The organism is Gammaproteobacteria bacterium (genome assembly GCA_003696665.1).
Lineage (GTDB): Bacteria > Pseudomonadota > Gammaproteobacteria > Enterobacterales.
Map to the genome: position 1 here is coordinate 1 of RFGJ01000519.1, position 1377 is coordinate 1377.

At 52.1% G+C, this 1377-nt stretch carries 1 protein-coding gene; it reads right to left on the reverse strand.

Annotation, left to right across the window (positions count from 1 at the left end):
* Positions 1–382: 382 nt before the first annotated feature.
* Positions 383–1360 carry a hypothetical protein gene (locus D6694_12675; GenBank protein ID RMH38158.1) on the reverse strand — a complete coding sequence of 326 codons (978 nt, stop codon included), beginning with the start codon at positions 1358–1360 and terminating at the stop codon, positions 383–385.
* Between the last annotated feature and the right edge of the window lie 17 nt (positions 1361–1377).

A 1377-nucleotide genomic window follows, 5' to 3' on the forward strand; every position in this document is an offset into this window, starting at 1 on the left:
GAGAAGCCGAATCGCTCATTTACACGCTGAACGCGGAGTAGGCATCCTCAGATGCCGGGCCAGGCAGGACGGGGCCGCATCTGAGGATGCTCACTCCACTTAATTTGTAAAGATGCGTGGGCCGGAAATGAACCATGCCCAGGATTCAGTATAGCGCACCGCTGCAACCCTTGCAATTTCCTGGAGAGAATGAGCAGGGCTTATCCGTTCTCAAATGATCACGCCTGACAAGTCCCCGGCACTTCCCGTTCATCGGTGGAGGGTATGTCCAATGCAGGCTCGCTTGGGCAGAAGGCGCCGGGGACTTGCACCGTCTGTTAGAGCATTGATAAACCCTGGAGAGAATGAGGCGTCCACAGGTTGTGGGGTGGACGTGTAATATTTACGGCGCAACAACCCAGTAGGTTTGGCGTGGTTTAGCGCCCAACTGCCTCTTAAATCGGTCCAATGAAAGGGTCTCGGATCCTCCTAAATTCACTTCGATGATGCCGTGCTGCCAAAATTCCCCGAATAATTTCAGGTACATGTACTGGGTGATAGCCGAATATCCCGTAGAATGCCAGCTGGTCAATATTTCTTCTTCCCTGCGTAGGGCAAAGGAAGCGTAGACAGCAAAGGTTTGTTGCCCAATTTTCTCGCCTGTGAACCATATCAACGGGAGGCGTTGTTGGTGTCTCTGGAGATAACCGATACGTGCAAAGAAATTGTCTGTTGCGTGGCTAGGAGGCGAGAAATGCAACAACCCCAGATAGTCTTCAGGCGTGGATCCCACAGGCTCCCGCAACGATTTGAAATGTTTTGCCACAATCTCCTGGGCTTCAACTCCGTGCACCTCGGGTTCATACGGCGTTAGAACCAAGCTGGCTTGATTGCGAGCTAGAAAATTCTCGAAACGTCGATACGCTTTTCTCGCTTTGCGCCGAAAATTGCGGCTTCCTTCATCCTCGAGTGTCTTGATGTGCATTTCACCTGACGGATCGTACTCTATGATTTCTTCCAGGGATACCAATTGGTGGGGGTATGTTTCATCTTCGCTGTGGGCGAGAGGATGCCAGGGGTGCTCTGTGATAGGCAGATATCCCTGGGCCAACAGAGCTTCCATTTGCGGCCTCAAGAGATATCGAATATATACGTGCATACCTGGCAAAAGCACGTCATTTTTCATCCGCGAGACAAACTTGGTTACAGACTCCAGCCAGGCAGGTCCGCGAGGAGCCACAAGGATGATGTGGCCAATTGCATCCTCGATCCTTTTCCGGTAGAAGGCAACGCCGAAGACGGCGCTGCCATCGTAGTAGAGCAAGCCGTTCGGGTAACGTGTGCTTCTGCCGCGTACATTGTAGCCGTTGGTGTATAACATGAGCCCCAGAAGACTGA